Annotated in this window: 11 protein-coding genes; 1 reads left to right on the top strand and 10 read right to left on the bottom strand. The window is 75.3% G+C overall.

Going from position 1 to position 14,722, the window contains the following annotated elements; genetic code table 11:
* Positions 1 to 9: 9 nt before the first annotated feature.
* The 9 genes from OG767_RS11400 to OG767_RS11360 all read right to left on the bottom strand — a co-directional run bounded on the left by OG767_RS11400 (position 10) and on the right by OG767_RS11360 (position 9,621).
* Complete coding sequence (locus OG767_RS11400) at positions 10 to 783, bottom strand: ABC transporter ATP-binding protein (RefSeq protein ID WP_405093375.1); 774 nt, start codon at positions 781 to 783, stop codon at positions 10 to 12.
* Positions 783 to 1,520 (bottom strand): ABC transporter ATP-binding protein, encoded by a 738-nt coding sequence (locus tag OG767_RS11395; protein ID WP_405093374.1) that lies wholly within the window; start codon positions 1,518 to 1,520, stop codon positions 783 to 785. The genes OG767_RS11400 and OG767_RS11395 overlap by 1 nt, the downstream gene beginning before the upstream one ends.
* Positions 1,517 to 2,521: a branched-chain amino acid ABC transporter permease gene (locus OG767_RS11390; RefSeq protein WP_405093373.1), complete on the bottom strand. Its 1,005-nt coding sequence runs from the start codon at positions 2,519 to 2,521 to the stop codon at positions 1,517 to 1,519. The genes OG767_RS11395 and OG767_RS11390 overlap by 4 nt, the downstream gene beginning before the upstream one ends.
* Before the next feature lie 11 nt (positions 2,522 to 2,532).
* Complete coding sequence (locus tag OG767_RS11385; RefSeq protein ID WP_405093372.1) at positions 2,533 to 3,405, bottom strand: branched-chain amino acid ABC transporter permease; 873 nt, start codon at positions 3,403 to 3,405, stop codon at positions 2,533 to 2,535.
* Positions 3,406 to 3,408: 3 nt separating this feature from the next.
* On the bottom strand, positions 3,409 to 4,602 hold the full coding sequence (locus tag OG767_RS11380) for an ABC transporter substrate-binding protein (protein ID WP_405093371.1): 1,194 nt from the start codon (positions 4,600 to 4,602) through the stop codon (positions 3,409 to 3,411).
* Between the two features lie 49 nt (positions 4,603 to 4,651).
* The gene (locus tag OG767_RS11375) at positions 4,652 to 5,056 is read right to left on the bottom strand and encodes a roadblock/LC7 domain-containing protein (RefSeq protein WP_107156703.1); all 405 of its coding nucleotides are present in this window, start codon (positions 5,054 to 5,056) and stop codon (positions 4,652 to 4,654) included.
* 17 nt (positions 5,057 to 5,073) lie between these two features.
* Positions 5,074 to 7,506, bottom strand: coding sequence for a nitrate- and nitrite sensing domain-containing protein (locus OG767_RS11370; RefSeq protein ID WP_405093370.1), 2,433 nt, complete (start codon positions 7,504 to 7,506; stop codon positions 5,074 to 5,076).
* Positions 7,507 to 7,758: 252 nt separating this feature from the next.
* A complete protein-coding gene (locus OG767_RS11365) occupies positions 7,759 to 8,208 on the bottom strand; it encodes a helix-turn-helix transcriptional regulator (RefSeq protein WP_405093369.1) in 450 nt (149 codons plus the stop codon).
* A 144-nt stretch (positions 8,209 to 8,352) separates the two neighbouring features.
* Positions 8,353 to 9,621: a cytochrome P450 gene (locus OG767_RS11360; protein ID WP_405093368.1), complete on the bottom strand. Its 1,269-nt coding sequence runs from the start codon at positions 9,619 to 9,621 to the stop codon at positions 8,353 to 8,355.
* Positions 9,622 to 9,776: 155 nt separating this feature from the next.
* On the opposite strand from OG767_RS11360, the gene OG767_RS11355 reads away from it, so the two are divergent.
* On the top strand, positions 9,777 to 10,823 hold the full coding sequence (locus tag OG767_RS11355; RefSeq protein WP_405093367.1) for a zinc-dependent alcohol dehydrogenase family protein: 1,047 nt from the start codon (positions 9,777 to 9,779) through the stop codon (positions 10,821 to 10,823).
* 62 nt (positions 10,824 to 10,885) lie between these two features.
* Here OG767_RS11355 and OG767_RS11350 read toward each other — a convergent pair whose 3' ends face one another.
* Positions 10,886 to 14,101: a hypothetical protein gene (locus tag OG767_RS11350; RefSeq protein ID WP_405093366.1), complete on the bottom strand. Its 3,216-nt coding sequence runs from the start codon at positions 14,099 to 14,101 to the stop codon at positions 10,886 to 10,888.
* Positions 14,102 to 14,722 lie beyond the last annotated feature (621 nt).

Raw genomic sequence — 14,722 nt, 5'->3', positions numbered from 1 at the left:
TCGGGCGGTTCACGGGCCCGAGGGCGTGGGCAGCCCGGGCCGGGGCCGGGGAGCCGGTGGCTCCGCGACCGCGGCGACGCTGAGCAGCGCCGCCACCGCGCCCGGGTCGGCCCGGGCCTCGTCGGCCGGCCGGTCGTAGACCACCCGGCCGTACTCCAGCACCGCGACCCGGTCGGCGACCTCGACCGCGTGCCGGATCTGCTGCTCCACCAGGAGCACGGTCAGCCCGGCCCCGGCCAGCGACCGGACCAGGTCGCGGACCCGCAGCGCCAGGTCCGGTGCGAGCCCTTCGCACGGCTCGTCGAGCAGCAGCACGCGGGGCTGGCCGAGCAGCGCCCGGGCGATCGCCAGCATCTGCTGTTCGCCGCCGGAGAGCTGGTCGCCGCGGTGCCGCAGCCGGTCGGCGAGCCGGGGCAGCAGCTCCAGCACCCGGGCGACCGTCCAGCCCTCGCCGCCCGGCGTCGCCGCCCGCCACGGCGCGGCGGCCAGGACCAGGTGCTCGGCCACGGTCAGCCGGGAGAAGACCCGCCGGCCCTGCGGCACCAGCCCCACCCCGGCGCGGGCGATCCGGTGCGGCTGCCGGCCGGTGACCGGTACGCCGCCCAGCTCGATCCGCCCGCCGTGCGGCCGGACCAGGCCGGCCACGCAGTGCACGAGCGTGCTCTTGCCGGCGCCGTTGCGGCCCACCACCACCTGCACCGTGCCGGGCCGCACGTCGAGGCTCACCTCGTGCAGCACGGTGCCACCGGCGTAACCGGCGCGGAGCCGGTCGATGCGCAGCATCACGTCACTCCCTCCGCGTACGCCTCCCGGACCGGGCCGGACGCGTGGATCTCGGCGGGCGACCCGGTGGCGAGCGTCCGGCCGTCGCGCAGCACGGTCACCGTGTCGCAGAGCGCGTAGACCAGGTCCAGCCGGTGCTCGACCAGCAGCACCGCGACCGCGCGGGGCAGCCCGCGCAGGAACTCCACCAGCCAGCCGACCTCCGCCGCGGACAGCCCGGCGGCCGGCTCGTCGAGCAGCAGCAGCCGGGGCCGCCCGGCCAGCGCCACCGCGATCTCCAGTTGCCGGCGCTGCCCGTGGGCGAACTGCCCGGCCGGCGTCGCGGCGAGGTCGCCGAGGCCGACCCGGTCCAGCAGCGCGTCCGCGGTACGCCCGGCCGCCCGCCGCCGCGCCGCCGGCTGCCACCGGCCGGCCCACCGGGGCAGCGCGGCGACCAGCACGTTCTCCCGGGCGGTCAGCGAACCCCAGACGGCGGGCCGCTGGTGGATCCGGCCGACGCCGCGCCGGGCCCGGGCGGCCGGCCCGAGCCCTGTGACGTCGCGCCCGCCCAGCCTGATCCGGCCGGCGGTCGGCCGGGTGGCGCCGGCCACCACGTCGAGCAGCGTGGTCTTGCCCGCGCCGTTCGGCCCGATCAGCGCGTGCCGCTGCCCGAGCGGCAGACGCAGGTCGACGCCGTCCAGCGCGGTCAGCGACCCGTACCGCACGGTGACCGCCTCGGCGGTGAGCAGCGGCGTCATGCGCGTACCCCGGTCACGGCGGGTGGCCGGCGGGCGTCGCCGGGACGCGCGTCGTCCGGGGCGGACGGTGGCCGGGCACGCCCGGCCCGCCGGGTGCGGCGGGCGGTGGGCAGCAGGTGCGCGACCACGACGAAGGCCAGGCCCAGCACCAGCGGCGCCTGCCCGGGCAACGCGCCGAACAGCCAGTCCCGGGCGGCGACCACCAGCACGGCGCCGACCAGCGCGCCACCGACCGAGGCGGTCCCGCCGACGACCACGCCGAGCAGCAGCAACGCGGAGGTGTCGAACCCGAAGTCGGCCGGCGAGACGTACTGCTGCGCGGTGACCAGCAGCGAGCCGGCGGCGCCGGCGATCGCGCCGGCGGCGACGTGGACGCCGGCCACGTGCGCCGCCACCCGGTGTCCGCTGGCCCGCAGCCGCGCCTCGTCGTCCCGGCCGGCCCGCAGCAGCAGCCCGACCCGGCCGCGCAGCACCAGCAGCACCAGGCCGGCCAGCACCGCCACCACCACCAGCGTGTAGAGGTAGCGGGCCCGGTCGGTGGCCAGCACCGGCAGGCCCCACAGCGGCCGGGTCGCGGCGATGCCGGCGAGACCGTCCGTGCCGCCGGTCACCGACGTCCACCGGCCGGCGAGGACCACCGCCAACTCGCCGACCGCCAGCGTGATCATCAGGAGCACCACGCCACGGGCCGGGAGCACCAGCGGCAGCGCCACCACGGCCAACGCCGCCCCCGCCCCGGCCGCGACGAGCAGGTGCACCGGCCCGACGTCGGAGAGCTGGCCGCCGACCACCGCGCCGGCGTACGCGCCGGCCGCGTAGGGCGCGGTCTGGCCGAGCGTGGGCAGCCCGGCGACGCCGGTCAGCAGCGCGACGCTCACCGCGACCAGGCCCAACGCCAGCGTGCGGGCCAGCAACGCCACGGTGTAGTCGTCCACCGTCCAGGGCGCGGTGACCAGGCCGACCAGCACCGCCACGGCGACGGCCACGCGCAGCGCCCGCACCGCCCGGTCCCTCATGTCGCCCGCCGGGCGGTGGCCAGGCCGCGGGCCCGGACCGCGAGCACCACCGCCATGGCGGCGAAGAGCAGGAACGGGGCGGCCGACGGGACGAGCGCCACGCCGAGCGTCTGGATCTGGCCGACCGCCAGCGCCGCGAGCAGCGTGCCGCTCATCGAGCCGAGGCCACCGAGCACCACCACGACCAGGGAGAGCAGCAGCACCGCGTCGGCGGTGCCCGGCCCCGGGCCGATGATCGGCGCGCCGAGCACGCCCGCGGCCCCGGCCAGCGCACCGGCCGCGGCCAGCACGCCGAACCGCACCACGGCCGGACTCACCCCGAGCGTGGCGACCATCTCGGCGTCGTCGACCGCGGCCCGCACCAGCATGCCGGCCCGGGTGCGACGCACCACCAGGTGCAGCAGGCCGGCGAGCAACGCGGCCACCAGGATGAAGACCAGCCGGTACGCGGCGTAGCGGTGCCCCGCCACCGCCACCGACCCGTCCAGCGCGGCCGGTACCCGGACCGGCGGGTCGTCCGGGCCGAACGCGGCCACCAGCAGGCTGCCGCCGGCCAGCGCGACGCCGAAGGTGACAAGCGCCTGGGTGAGGTGCCCGGCCGCCGCGACGCGGGTGAGCAGCACCGCGACCAGCGCGCCGGCGGCGGTGGCGGCGAGCACGCCGACCGCCAGCGCGAGCGCCAGGCTGGCCCAGCCACCGTCCAGCAGCGCGGCGGCGGTGTAGCCGCCGATCGCGAACAGCGTGCCGTGGGCCAGGTTCAGGATGCCGGCCACGCCGAAGCAGAGCACCAGCCCGGACGCGGCGACGAACACCAGCAGCCCGTAGGCGACCCCGTCCACGGCCGGGACGACGTACGGGTCGACCGGCACGTCTCAGCCGCCCACGGTGGCGAGGTCGCCGACCACGGTGTTGGACAGCGCCCGGCCGTCCGGGCGGACCTGACGCAGGTACCACTTCTGTACCGGGGCGTGGGTGGTCGGCGAGAACTGCCAGGTGCCGCGCGGGCTGGCGATCTGCCCGAGCTGACCGATTGCCGCGTTGATCCGGTCCGGGGTGGCGTCGTCGCCGGCCGCCGCGATCGCCCGGTCCAGCACCGCCGCCGCGTCGTAGGAGGCCATCGCGTACGTCGTCGGGGAGCCGTCGTGCTCGGCCTTCCAGGCGGCCACAAAGGCCCGGTTCTCCGCGTTGTCCAGGTCCGGTGAGTAGTTCAGCACCGAGTAGATGTCCCTCGCGGCGTCGCCCTGCGCGTCGAGCACACCGCCCTCGGTCAGGAAGCCGGCGGCGTAGAGCGGCACGTCCCTGATCTCCGAGCGGGCGTACTGCTTGACGAAGTCGACGGCGGCGCTGCCGGCGTAGAACGTGTAGACCGCGTCCGCGCCGGACGCCTTGATCCGGGCGAAGTACGGGGTGAAGTTGGTGGTCGCCGGGAACGGCGTGAACGTGGTCTTGCCGTCCGGGTTGGCCAACTTCCCGCCGGCCTTCGCGTACGCCTCGGTGAAGCCCCGCAGCTCGTCCCAGCCGCCCTGGTAGTCCGGGCCGATCGCGTAGACGCTGCCCTTGACGTCCTCGCGCACGTGCGCCGCGATCGCCTCGCCGGGCTCGTCGGAGAGGTAGGAGGTGTGCCAGACCCGGGACACATCCTTGAGTTCCGGCCGCCCGTTGGAGCCGACGAACGGCACCTTCGTCTCGGTGAGCAGCGGTTGGACCGCGGCCACCGAGCCGCCGCCGACGATGCCGGTGAGCGCCGCCACCCGGTCCTGTTTGAGCAGCTTGGTGGCGGCGGGCACGGCGGTGGCCGCGCCGTTGCCCTCGTCGGCGACGACCAGCTCGACGGTCCGCCCGCCGAGCTTCCCGTCGTGCGCGGACAGGTAGAGCTGGAAACCGTCGCGGATGTCCTTGCCGACCGACTGGTAGGTGCCGGAGAGCGAGGCGAGCAGGCCGATCTTGACGGTGCCGCCGGGGCCGGCGGCCGGGCCGTCGTCGGCGCAGGCGGGCGCCGCGAGCAGGACGAGCGCGAGCAGCGCCGCGGTGCGGGCACGGCTGCGCCGGGTCAGGGTCAGGGACATGGTGTCTCTCCTGGTGTCAGGGGTGCGGAGTCCGGCGGGACGCCGGCGGTCAGCGGCTGCGGCTCAGGGCCGCCCGGGCCGCGGGGGTGAGCGCGTCGCCGATGCGGTTCGCCAACTCGGCCATCTCGTAGGAGACCTTGCCGACGTCGCACCGCGGATCGGCGAGCACGAGCAGGGAGGCGCCGTCGTTGAACGCCATGGAGAACATGAAGCCGCCCTCCAGCTGGGTGACGTTGGAGATCACCGCGCCGGCGTCGAAGAACGCCGCCGCCCCGCGCAGCAGGCTGACCAGCCCGCTGCCGGTGGCCGCCAACTGGTCGGCCCGGTCCGGCGGGAGGCCGCGGGTGGCGGCCACCATCAGACCGTCGCTGGAGATGGCGATCGCGTGGGTGACCTCGGCGGCGCGCTCGGCGAACGCGTCCAGCAGCCAGCCGAGATCCTGGTGGTCGGTCACGTGCACTCCCTGTCGGGTCAGTTGGTGATCAGGTTGGTCCGGCGGCCGGCGACCCCGCGGGCGTACGCCGCCATGGCGGTGGCCACCCGCGCCGGGTCCCGGTGCTCGGTGGCCTGCCGGGGCGCCGGGACACCGCCGGGCACCAGGTGTTCCTGCGGCTGCCGGCGTGGCAGCCCGGACGTGGTGGTGCCGGCGACCCGGGGCTCGTCGGCGCGCGCCGCGGTGCGCCAGGCGTCGTCCGCCGGGCCGGCCCAGGACGCGGCGTCGCCCGGCCGGTCGGCCTGGAACCAGTGGTTGACCTGGTCGAAGATGATCAGCTCCTCGGTGGGGGCGTCGGCGGCCGACGACGACGCCGGCTGGAACACCGGAGCGACCGGGAGCGCCCGGTCGGCGGCCGGGCCACCGGCCCAGGGCTGCGGGGCGGGCCGCGCGCCGGCGGGCACCACAGCGGGCCGCGCGCCGGTGGGCACGACGGTGGCCGGCACGACGGTGGCCGGCACGACCGGGGACGCGACCGTGGCGCGGGCCGCCCGGCGGGACGGTCGCTCGGGGGTGAGCAGGAACTCCTCGGGCGGCAGCGGCCGGAGCAGCGCGGCCGGCAGGGCCACCTCGGCGATGGTGCCGCGCCGCGGCCCGGACCGGAGCTGCACGGCGGCGCCCAGCCGGGTGGCGAGCTGCCCCACCACGACCAGTCCCATCGCCCGCACGGTGGCCACGTCGATGGCGGGCGGTTGGGCGAGCAGGTCGTTGAGCTGCTGCCGCCGGTGCGGGGGCAGGCCGACGCCCTCGTCGCTGATCTGCACGATCACCCGGTCGCCGAGGCTCCGGCCGGTCACCCACGCCTCGGTCGCCGGCGGCGAGTAGCCGGTGGCGTTCTCCATCAGCTCGGCCAGCAGGTGCACCACCTCGTCGACCGACTCGGCGGCCACCGCGACGTCGCCGTCGACCAGGCCGAGACGGATGCGGGCGTAGTGCTCGATCTGGCTCTGCGCGGCCTGGAGCACCTGCGGCAGTGGCACGTCCTGGTGGCGGACCCGTCCGACGCCCACCCCGCCCAGCACGAGCAGGCTGGCGTTGATCCGGCCCATCCGGGTGGCGAGGTTGTCCAGCGCGTAGAGCTGGTGCAGCCGGTCCGGGTCGGTCTCGTCCCGCTCGACGCGGTCCACCTGGGCCAGCACGGCGTCGACCAGGCGCTGTTCCCGCCGGCTCAGGTGGATGAAGATCTCCGCCGTGTTGGCCCGCATCACGGCCTGCTCCGCGGCGGTCCGCACGGCGGCCCGGTGCACCGCGTTGAACGCCTGCCCGACCTCGCCGATCTCGTCGTCGCCGGAGACCTCCAGCGCGTCGACGGCCTGGCGACGGGCCAGGTCGTCCGGGTCGACCGAGGCGCTGTCCGGCTCCTGGAGCCGGGCCACCACCTGGGGCAGCCGCTCGAACGCGACCGCGTTGGCCGCGTCCCGCAGCCGGCGCAGCCGCCGGGTGATCTGGCGGGCCACCGCCCAGGTGACCAGCGCGGTGAGCAGCAGGGCCAGCAGGGCCGCCGCCGCCTCCAGCACGGTCCGGCGACGTTGGTCCGCGTGCGCGGCCCGGATGTCGTCGAGCACCGCCCCGTCGACCCGTAGGCGCAGCTCGGCCAGGCGGACCGCCCACTGCTGGGTGGCGGTGAGCCAGGTGCCGAGGTCCAGTTCGAGGCGGTCGCCGGCCGCCGTCCGGGCCACCTGGTCGAGGAGCCGTTGCAGCCGCAGCGCGTTCTCACCGCTGCCGGCCTGCTCCCACCAGCCCTGCCAGGCCGGCCGGGCGAGCGCCTGGAAGGCCAACGACGCCTCGGTGACGCCGGTCCGGGCGGCGGTGATGTCCTGCTGGAGCGCGGGCGTCACCTGGCCGGCGGTGACCGCGCGCAGCACGGCCACCTGCTGCTGGCCGACCGCCTCGGCCACTTTGGACAACGCGGCGGAGGCGCGGATGCCGTCCGCGATCCGCGGCTCGACCACGCCGAGCGTGACGCTCTCCCGGAGGCCGAGCAGGTCGGCGATGACGATGCGGTAGCTGAACGTCATCGCCGAGACCGAGGCGCGTTCGGCGGTGCGGACCTGCGCGCGCAGCGGGGCGAGGTTGGCCAGCGCCGCGTCGATCCGCGGCAGGACGGCCTGTTCGGCGGCGGTGCCGGCGGGCACCCGGGCCCGCTGCCGGCGGTATCCGGCGACCGCCGCGTCGGTGGCGGTGGTGGCGTCCGCGAACGCGTCCTGCTGGTCGGGGGCGCCCCGGGTGAGCAGGTCGGCGGCGACGATCCGTTCGTACTGCAACCGGTGGGCCAGGCCACCCGCCTCGGCGCCGAGCTGGGCGAGCTGGCCGAGATCGCTGGCGCGGGCGGTCTGTCGGGCACTCTCGGTCAGTGCCAGGCCGGCGAAACCCATCACGGCGACGAGCGGGGCCGCCACGATGAGGCGCATCCGGCCGCCGATGCGCCACCGACGGCGGCGGGGCGGGTAGGGTCGGGCCGCGTGGGACCTCGTGCTCGACGCCACTGCTGACTCCCCGCGCTGATCGGCAAACTTCTATCTGCACTTGCGGATTGCACGTCTCATTCCGCCGGAAGCCGCGCGCCGAGGCCAGACCCGACCGTGGTACAAACAGGCCGTACCAGCATCTGTACCCAGAGGCGGCGACGCCGACGGCAACCCCGACCGGGGCATCGACCCCGGTCAGTGCCGATTGGCCGCCGACGGCGGCGGGCCCTCCGGTTCGGGCTGTCCGAGCACCTGACCGATGAGTTCCCGCAGCTCGTCGATCGCCGCCACCACCGCCTGCGGATCGCGCGGATCGCGCCGCGCGGCCGGTGGGCCGACCGGGTCCACCTCGCCGAGCCGGGGCCCCCGCCGGCCGTCCGCCGCCAACTGCTCGGCGGCGACCTGCGGCCACAGCTCGGCGAGCCGCCCGCCGGTGGTGAGCACCTCGTCGCACCGGACGGCGAACTCCTGGCTGCCGAACCGCCGGCCGGACTCGACCGCGGCGACCGTCTCCCGGCTGAACCGCACCCGCTCGGCCAGCGCCCGCTGGGTCAGGCCACGCCGGGTCCGCCAGCGGCGCAGTTCGGCACGGAACTGGCGGCTGGCGGCGGAGGGAGCGGCGCTCGACGCGGGCGTGCGATCCATGTGCTCACCTTCGCGACGCCGGACCGGCATCGGCAGCAGATCGAGGACGGGCGATGACTGGGCGTTCGCAGGGGGTCATTCTTAACCCACCGGCGTACGGGTGTGAAGACGTGACTGCGCTGCGTGTCCGCCGACGCCGCCCGGTCACGCCACCGGCCGCGCGACCGGACGGCGGTCGGTCGGCACCGGCGGCGCGACGGTCACCGGCAGCCCGCGGTGCGCGCGGAACGCCAGGTTGGGCCGGAAGACGCGGGGATGCCCCGGGGCCGGCCGCAGGCCCGGCAGGGCCGCGGCGAGCCGGGTGAGCGCGGTGCCCGCCTCCAGCCGGGCCAGCGCCGCGCCGATGCAGAAGTGCGGGCCGTGACCGAAGGAGAGGTGGTCGTGCGCGTCCGGCCGGTCCGGGTCGAACCGGTCCGGGTGGCCGAACACCGCCGGGTCCCGGTTGGCGGCGCCGATCAGCAACAGGCAGCGCGCCCCGGCCGGGATGGCCACGCCGCCCAGCGTGACCGGGTGGTTGGTGACCCGCAGCCAGCCGTCGATGGCGGGCGCGAAGCGCAGCGTCTCGGTGACGAACGCCGGGACCCGCTCCGGGCGCTCGGCGAGCGAGCGCCACCGGCCCGGCTCGGACAGCGCCCGGTCCACCGCGTGGGCGAGCAGCCCGGCCGTGGTCTCGTGCCCGGCGACCAGCAGGTTGAACACGATGCTCGACGCCTCGGCGACGGTCAGCACCTCGTCGTCGCCGCCCCGGTACGCCAGCAGCTCGGCGACGTAGTCGTCACCGCCGCCGTCCAGCCGGCGCCGCACCAGGTCCTGGCAGTAGTGCCAGAACTCCAGCAGCCCACCGGCCAGCCGGACCTGCTCGGCCGGGTCGGGGCTGCCCCAGATCAGGGCGATCTGCCCGTCCGCCCAGGCCCGGATGCGCGGCACGTCGCCCGCCGGCACGCCGAGGATGTCGAGCAGCACCAGCAGCGGCAGCTCGGCGGTGAACGCCGGGACCAGGTCGACCTCGTCGCCGGCCCGGGTGGCCAGCCGCGCCACCAGCTCGTCCACCCGGCGACGCACGATCCGGCCGTAGCGCTGCTCCACCCGTTCCGGGGTGTTGGCGAACGTGACCCGCAGCGCCCGGCGGGTGCGGGGGTGCACCGGCGGGTCGGCCGCGGCGGTGGTGGGTGGCGCGTCGATGCCGGCGACCAGGGCGAGCGCCTCGGGGCAGATGTCGTACACCGGGGCGAGCGTGAGCGCGTTGCCGAACGTCCGCGCGTCGGCCAGCGCCCGCCGGACGTCGGCGTGCCGGGTGATCAGCCACAACCCGAGTTCCTCGTCGTGGTGCACGCCGCCGTCGGCGGCCAGCAGGCGGGCCCAGACGCCGGCCGGGTCGGTGAGATACGCTCCCGCGAACGGATTCAACCGCATGACCGCCTCCTGCACTACCGGCCGCTTTCCTTACCGTGCGCCACCACACGAACACGCGTCAAGATTTGCCGGCATCAATATATTTCTGCCGCTTTCCCGCAACTTGCGCCCTGCCCCTTGCCCTCCGCACACCAGGCGCGGGGGAGGATGGTGGGATGCGGGCGGTGGTGTTCGAGGAGTTCAACGCGTGGCCCGAGGTGCGGGAAGTGGCCGACCCCGCCCCGGCGCGCGACGGGGTGGTCGTCCGGGTCGGCGCGACCGGGCTGTGCCGCAGCGACTGGCACGGCTGGCAGGGCCACGACCCGGACATCCGGCTCCCGCACGTGCCCGGGCACGAGTTCGCCGGTGTCGTCGCCGCGGTCGGCGCCGACGTACGCGGCTGGCGGCCGGGCGACCGGGTCACCGCGCCGTTCGTCTGCGCCTGCGGGCGGTGCCCCGCCTGCCTCGCCGGCGACCAGCAGGTCTGCGAGCGGCAGACCCAGCCGGGCTTCACCGGCTGGGGCTCGTTCGCGGAGTACGTGGCGGTGCGGCACGCCGACGTCAACCTGGTCCGGCTGCCGGACGAGGTGGACGACGGGACCGCCGCCGCGCTCGGCTGCCGGTTCGCCACCGCGTTCCGGGCCGTGGTCGCGCAGGGCCGGGTGGCCGCGGGCGAGTGGGTGGCCGTACACGGGTGCGGCGGGGTGGGCCTGTCCGCCGTGATGATCGCGGCGGCGAGCGGCGCCCGGGTGGTGGCCGTGGACGTCGCGCCCGCCGCGCTGGCGTTGGCCCGGCGCAGCGGCGCCGCGGTCTGCCTGGACGGGTCCGCGCTCGGCGGACCCGGCGAGGTGGCCGCCGCGGTCCGCGACGCGACCGGCGGCGGCGCCCACCTCTCGCTCGACGCGCTGGGCAGTCACGCGACCTGCGTCGCCTCGATCGAGGGCCTGCGCCGGCGCGGCCGGCACGTGCAGGTCGGGCTGCTGCCCGCCGCGCAGGGCCGGCCCGCGCTGCCGATGGACCTGGTGATCGCCCACGAGCTGGAGTTGCGGGGCAGCCACGGGATGCCGGCCCACGCCTATCCCGAGCTGCTGCGGCTGGTCACCGCCGGGGTGCTGCGCCCCGGCGAGCTGGTCACCGGCGTCATCGGGCTGGCCGACGCGCCCGCGGCGCTGGCCACCATGGACCGGCCGGCCACCGCCGGGATGCGGCTCGTCCGCCCCTGACGGCGCCGGGCCGGCCCGGCGTCGGGAGGACCCGACGCGGACCGGCCCGCGGCCGACCGGGATCAGTCGGTGACGGTCACCGAGACGGTACGGACCGGCTGCTGGTACTGCCCGTAGTTGTCCATGCCCCGGATCGTCACCGTGTACGTGCCGGCCGGCACGACCGGCGACGTGTACGCGAAGTTCGACCCCGGCGAACCCGGGCTGGTGAGGAACGCCGCGATCCAGGTGCCCGCCCGGCCGAACGTGCCGGCCGCGTTCATGCCCTGCCCGGCGGCGTTGGTGATCTGCAACTCCACCTTCTGCATGCCGACGTCGTCGACCGCCCGGCCGGTCACCACGATCCGGCCACCGGGGTAGACCTCGCCCTCGACCGGCGTGATGCTCGGCTCCAGCGTCGGGTCGGCGTCACCCGGGTAGACCAGGTACTTCGCGGTGGCGCCACTGGTCGAGCCGTCCTGCTGGCCGGCCGTGTCCACCGCCCACGCCTCGACGCTGTAGTTGCCCTTCGTGGGCAGGTCGACCGGGAGCGTGAACGTGGTGCTGGTGGCGTTCGGGGCGGCGAGCGTCGCGTCGAGCGTGGCGAACGCGGCGGCCATCGTGCCGTTCGGCTGGGCGTACCGGCCGGTGTCCAGGTCGCGCAGCGCCACCCGGACGGCCTTGACGCCCTTGTCGTCGGTCGCCGTGCCGGCCAGGTCGAGGTGCAGCCGGTCGACGTTCTGGTCGGTCCCGGTGAAGCTGAGCAGCCCGTTCGGGAACGCGTCGCCGGGCACCTGCGCGGTGACGGTGAGCCGGCCCAGGTTGGTGTTGGACGTGGTCAGGCCGAGCCTGTCGGTGGCGCGTACCCGGAAGTCGTAGACGCCGGGGGTGAGCGGAACCGTGGTGAAGGACCAGTCGAACGTGGCGGCGTCGAGGTTGGTCGGCGAGATCCGGTGGTACGCGGCGACCGAGTCGGCGCCCCAGGTGCCGTCCGCGGCCAGCGCCTCGCGGGTGGTGTTGTTGCGCAGGTAGATCTCGACCGACTTCAGCGCGTCCTCGTCGGCGGCGGTGCCGGCGAACGTGACGGTGGCGCCCGGCGCCACGGTCAGCGGCGCGGCGGCGGTGGGCGGGGTCATCGCCACCGGCGCGGTGATCGCCACGGTCGGCGGGACACCGGTCGCCGAGACGGTCCAGTCCCGGGTGTCGCCGCGCAGGTCGCTCTGTCCGGCCGTGTCGACCGCGGTGGCGGTCATCCGCCACTGCCCCTCGGTCGGCAGCGTCACCTCGTACTGCCAGGTGGCGGACGTCGCGCCGAGCACGTCCGGCTCACCCCGGAACGTGTTGTAGACCGCCGCGACACTGCCGTCGTCCTGCAGGTACCGGTTGTCCGGCGTGCGGAACGAGTAGATCATCGAGCTGACGCCCTTGTCGTCGGTCGCGGTGCCGGTGGCGACGAAGCTCTGGGTGGCGATCAGGCCGGCGGTCGGCGCGGTGATCCGGGTGGCCGGCGGCAGGTCGTCGAAGCGGAACGCCTCGATCTTCTTGATCGCCTTGGTGGTGTCGCCGGCCCCGTCGCGGCCGACCGTCCTCGCCTGGATCTGGTAGACGCCGGCCGGCAGCGACACCGGGAGCTTCCAGGTGGTGGACGTGGCGTTCGGCGCGGCGACCGTGGCGTTCAGCGACTTGAACGCACCCCAGGTCGTCAGGTCGGCCTGGAGGTACTTGCCGCTGTTGCGGTCCATGACCTCGACCTGGACCTTGGACACGCCGGCCGGGGCGAGCGCCTGGCCACCCAGGTCGAACGACTCGCCGGCCTGCTTCACCGCGCCCTCGATCGGCGTGGTGACCGTGGTGTCCAGCGCTGACGGCGCCGGCTCCTTGGACATGTCGAAGAACGCGACCCGACCGGTCGTCTTGCCGCCCTTGACGTTGCCGTCGCCGCCGACCAGCAGGCCGCGCGCGGTGGCCAGCATCGCCTTCTCCCCCTCGTACGAGTTGGAGCCGGGGTTCCACTCCAGCGCGGTGCCGGTGAGCGGGTCCAGCGCGCCGAGGTGGTCGCGGCGGACCACCTGGTCGCCGAGGCCGTAGCCGCTCAGGCCCTGGCCGGTGCCGTAGCCGACGTTGTCCAGCCCGGGCCACGGCACGTTCGAGGTGGGCGACTCCTGCCAGCTGAAGTGACCGCCGACGTAGACGGCGGTGGCGGTGATCGCGACCGAGTAGATGCTGTCGAAGTGCCGGGAGATCCAGAGCGGCTCGACGTGGTCGTTTCCGGTCAGCGAGTACGCGATGGCGGTGTCGTTGATCGGCGGCCGGTCGCCGCCCGAGCCGCTGGTCACCACGAAGTACGAGTCGTCCGGCGCGATGTCACCGGCGAAGACGCGCTGGATGCCGCCGACGAAGGAGAGGTTGTCCTCCCACAGCCGGGTCCGCCACGGCAGCAGCGCCTTGCTGGCCGTACCGATCAGGGCCACGCCGTAGCGGTCCTGCCCGGCGATCTGGCGGCCGGTGTGCACGACCAGCAGCTTGCTGCGGTCGTGGGTGAGCTTGAGCTGCTGCACGGTGAGCATGCCGCCGACGCCGATGCCGCCGGTGACCGGCAGGTTGAACGCGGTGTCGACGACGCCGGTGGTCGGGTTCAGCGCGGCCAGGCCGCTGCGGGCGACGCCGTTGACGGTGGCGAACTGGCCGCCGACGTAGACGGCGGTGGGGCTCACGGCCAGCGCGGTCGCCCGCGCGCTGGCGGTCGCGGTGAACGCGGCCACCGGCGCGCCGGTGGTCGGGTTGAGCCGGGCGATCTTGCGCTTGGTGACGCCGTTGATCGTGTTGAACGAGCCGGCGATGTAGAGCGACGTGCCGTCCGGCGACGCCTCGACGGCCGCCACCGCGCCGTCGATGGTCGGCTTGAAGCCGGTGTCCACCTTGCCGGTGTCCAGGTTGTACGAGGCCAGCGACTTCTGCGCGATCGCCGTGCCGCCGACGTTCGCGATCGAGGTGAACGTGCCGGCGATGAAGACCCGGTTGCCGATCACCTCGATGTCGGTGATCTCGCCGTTGGTGATCCGCGGCGTGTCGGTGCGGGGCGTGCTCGGCATCAGCCGGGTGTCCCCCGGCGTGACCTGCGCCCTGGTGGCGACCGTCCGGGCGGCGCCGAGCGCGGCGCTGCCCCCCGTCGCCTGGGCGCCGGTGCGCCCGGTGACACCGGCGTCGGTGACGGTGACGACGCCGGCCAGCGCCGGCACCCCCGCCACCACGACCGCGCCGGCGGCGAGCACCGCTACCGCGCGACTCCAAACTCGCATCGAGACAACTCTCCCTGTCCGCCCGGACGGCGCCCCTCGGGTGGCTCCCGACTTCCCTCCGTCCGCGTGCCGGACGTCACCGTAGGAGGCAAGGAGTTCTCGCGATACGCCGCCGCACCGGTAATCGACCGCTCGTCATCAATTCCGGCCACACGGCGGCCCCGCTCCACCGATCGGCCGGCCGGACGCCTACCGCCCGGGCCCCCGCCGCGCCTTTCGGGCCGTCCCGCGCCGTCCGGTCCGTCCACCATGATCGATTCCACCCTCGGCACGGCGGCGGAGAGCGGAGTGGTGACCGGCGGGCGACCGTCGGGGCGTCAAATGGCGACACAAAGCGCCGAGCGGGGGAAGCGTTTTCGGCGAACCGTGAAAATCCGACAGCGGCGGGGTCGCCGGAGCAATTGCCGAATTGATCGCGAGAAATCGGCGGGCTGGTGCCGGAACGCGCACACTGATTGTCGGCGACCGGAAACCTCGCCAGCCTCGCCACGAACCGTATTCCATTGAAGATCACGCTGTCAACGCAGTCGTGAACAGCCGAGATGACCAGTTGGCACGACCCGGCCGCGGCCCGTGTCCCGCATCCGGCATATCCCTCCACAGTGGTGTCGAGGTGGCGGA

The organism is Micromonospora sp. NBC_01392 (genome assembly GCF_045040125.1).
Lineage (GTDB): Bacteria > Actinomycetota > Actinomycetes > Mycobacteriales > Micromonosporaceae > Micromonospora.
This window is presented reverse-complemented; position numbering and strand designations above follow the sequence as displayed.